The 2,205-nt window shown below is 73.1% G+C and carries 1 protein-coding gene; it reads right to left on the reverse strand.

Annotation, left to right across the window (positions count from 1 at the left end; all coding sequences use genetic code 11):
• Positions 1–1,554 (reverse strand): MGH1-like glycoside hydrolase domain-containing protein (locus tag AC13HU_RS36005; RefSeq protein ID WP_483046205.1); only part of this gene is annotated, 1,554 nt, incomplete at its 3' end.
• Positions 1,555–2,205: the final 651 nt, after the last annotated feature.

Consider the following 2,205-nt stretch of genomic DNA (forward strand, 5'->3'; position numbering starts at 1 on the left):
GTGGCCGCCGGCGCCGGCCGGCACGACCGGCGCCGCGCGGCGGCCGTCCAGCGTGCACGCGTGCACGCGGGTACCCGCGCCCTTGAGCGTGATGTCGACGGTCGCGTCGCGGTACGGCAGCCCGCCGAGCGTCACCGGTCCCCAGCCGTCCGGCAGCGTCGGGGCGATCCGCAGGCCCTGCTCGGTGCAGTCCACCCCGAACAGGCCGGCGAGGATCATCCGCAGGTATCCCGTCGCCGACCACGCCTGGTCGGGCTGCGAGGTGAAGTGCGAGGCGGTGCCGTCGCCGCCCGTCTGCCAGCCGCCGTCCACCGCGCCCGACAGCGAGTTGTAGAGCTCGTAGAAGCCGTTGTCGCTGCCCTTGACGAGCGAGGCCAACTCCCGCACCGCCCGGGCGAACAGGTCCGCCCGCCCGGCGACGGCCGCGGCGTGGCCGAACATCGAGTGCACCATGGGCCACACGGTGACGTTGTGCCGGCCGGGCCGGTCGTCGCCGAACCGCTCGAAGTGCGGCCACACGTTCACGATGCCATGCGGCTGCCAGTGCGCGGCGCCCACCACCCGGCGCGCGCGGTCGGCGTCCGCCACGCCCAGCAGCACCGCGAACGCCAGGCCCGCGCCCTCCTGGGAGGTGTCGAGCCGGCCCGCCAACGCGTCCTGACCGTGCACGAAGTAGCCGTACGACCCCGCGTCCTCGCGCCACAGGTGCGTGTCGATCGCGTCCCGCACGGCCTGGGCGGCGGCACGGTGGGCGGCGGCGTCCGCCGGGCGCCCCAGCGTCTGCGCCATGTCGCCGGCCGCCCGATAGGCCCCGTAGTAGAGGCAGTTGGTCGACAGGCACATCAACTCGTCGGTATGCGCGTAGTCCAGTACGAACGACGAGTCGACGCCGGTGGTCCACGGCGGGGCCGGGTAGCCGGCGATGCCGTCGTTCATGAACGAAGGGCCCTGGTAGAGGCCGAAGTCGGCGTTGAAGTTCTTCGCCTTGCGGGCGGCAAGCGTGTTGGCGGCCGTGGTGTAGGCGGCGGCCAGGAACTCCCGGTCGCCGGTGACCAGGTAGTGGTTCCAGGCGCCGAGTACCCAGACCACCTGGTCCCACCACTGGTTGTCCTGCTGCACGATCAGGCCGTCGTCAGCCCGGTCCACCACGGACCACAGGCTGTTGCGGCCGATCACCGGACCGAGCAGGCTCGCCGCGTTCCACGCGTTGACCGCCGCGTCGCGCGTCCACCGCTGCGGCAACGGATACCCGCCGCCGGCCCGGATGAACGAACCACTCGGATACGTCACCAGCCCGGCGGCGTCATACGTCCCCGGGTCCGCGTAGGCGGTGTTGATGCCGAACAGGTCGGTCAGCGCCGACTCATAGGCGGTGCCGACCAGGTGCTGCGTGGCGGAGTCGCCGAACGCCAGAGTCGGCATGGTGTATCCGACCCGTACGCCGCTCCCGGCCGAATGCTGCTGTGCCGACCTGCCGCCCTGCGCAGGGGCGTCGGCGTGCGCCGCCGCCGTCCCCAGGCCGCCGAGGCCCGCGGCCGCGAGCGTGCCCGCCACGACTCCGGAGCCCGCGGTCCCCAGGACGCCGCGTCTGGTGAGGCGCCGCGACTCTCGTCGCGGTTCCCGCCCCAGCTCTTGTGCCGGTTCACGTGCCGGCTCTCGTGCGGCCGCACCCGAGTCCATGGCGTCCACTCCCTTCGCACCCGCACGGCCGAACCACGCGGCACGCTGCACGCACCGCCGTCCGGCGCCCCGGGCACGCCGGATCGACGCACCGACCACGCCCTGAACCGCGATGGCAACGTTGTCAAAGTGTCAACGTGGAAGCTAGCAGACCACATTGACACCGCCAAGGGGTCCGACGACACCTCCTCGCCCGGCGGATGGGGCCGCCCCGGCGGCTGACGACCCGCTCCTTCTCCCACCCTCCATTTGCCGGCCGGTCCAAGCCGCAGCCGGAAGGGTCCGCCGGGTTCGCGGCGTCCGCTGCTCCCCCATGGCCTTCGGCGCGGGGGCGCCCCCAGCCTCGCAAGGCGGAGAGGTGCCGGACACCGCGAACCGGTGAACCTCTCCGGCCACGGCGCTAGTGCCGTGACCGGCAAGGTTTGCCCGGTAGCGAGGTGTCCTGGTGCTCCCCCATGGCCTTCGGCGTGGGGGTGCCCCCAGGCCGCAAGGCGGCCGGAAGCCCTCGTAGTGGGCCTACTCGGG

It is taken from the genome of Streptomyces sp. NH27, assembly GCF_056859195.1.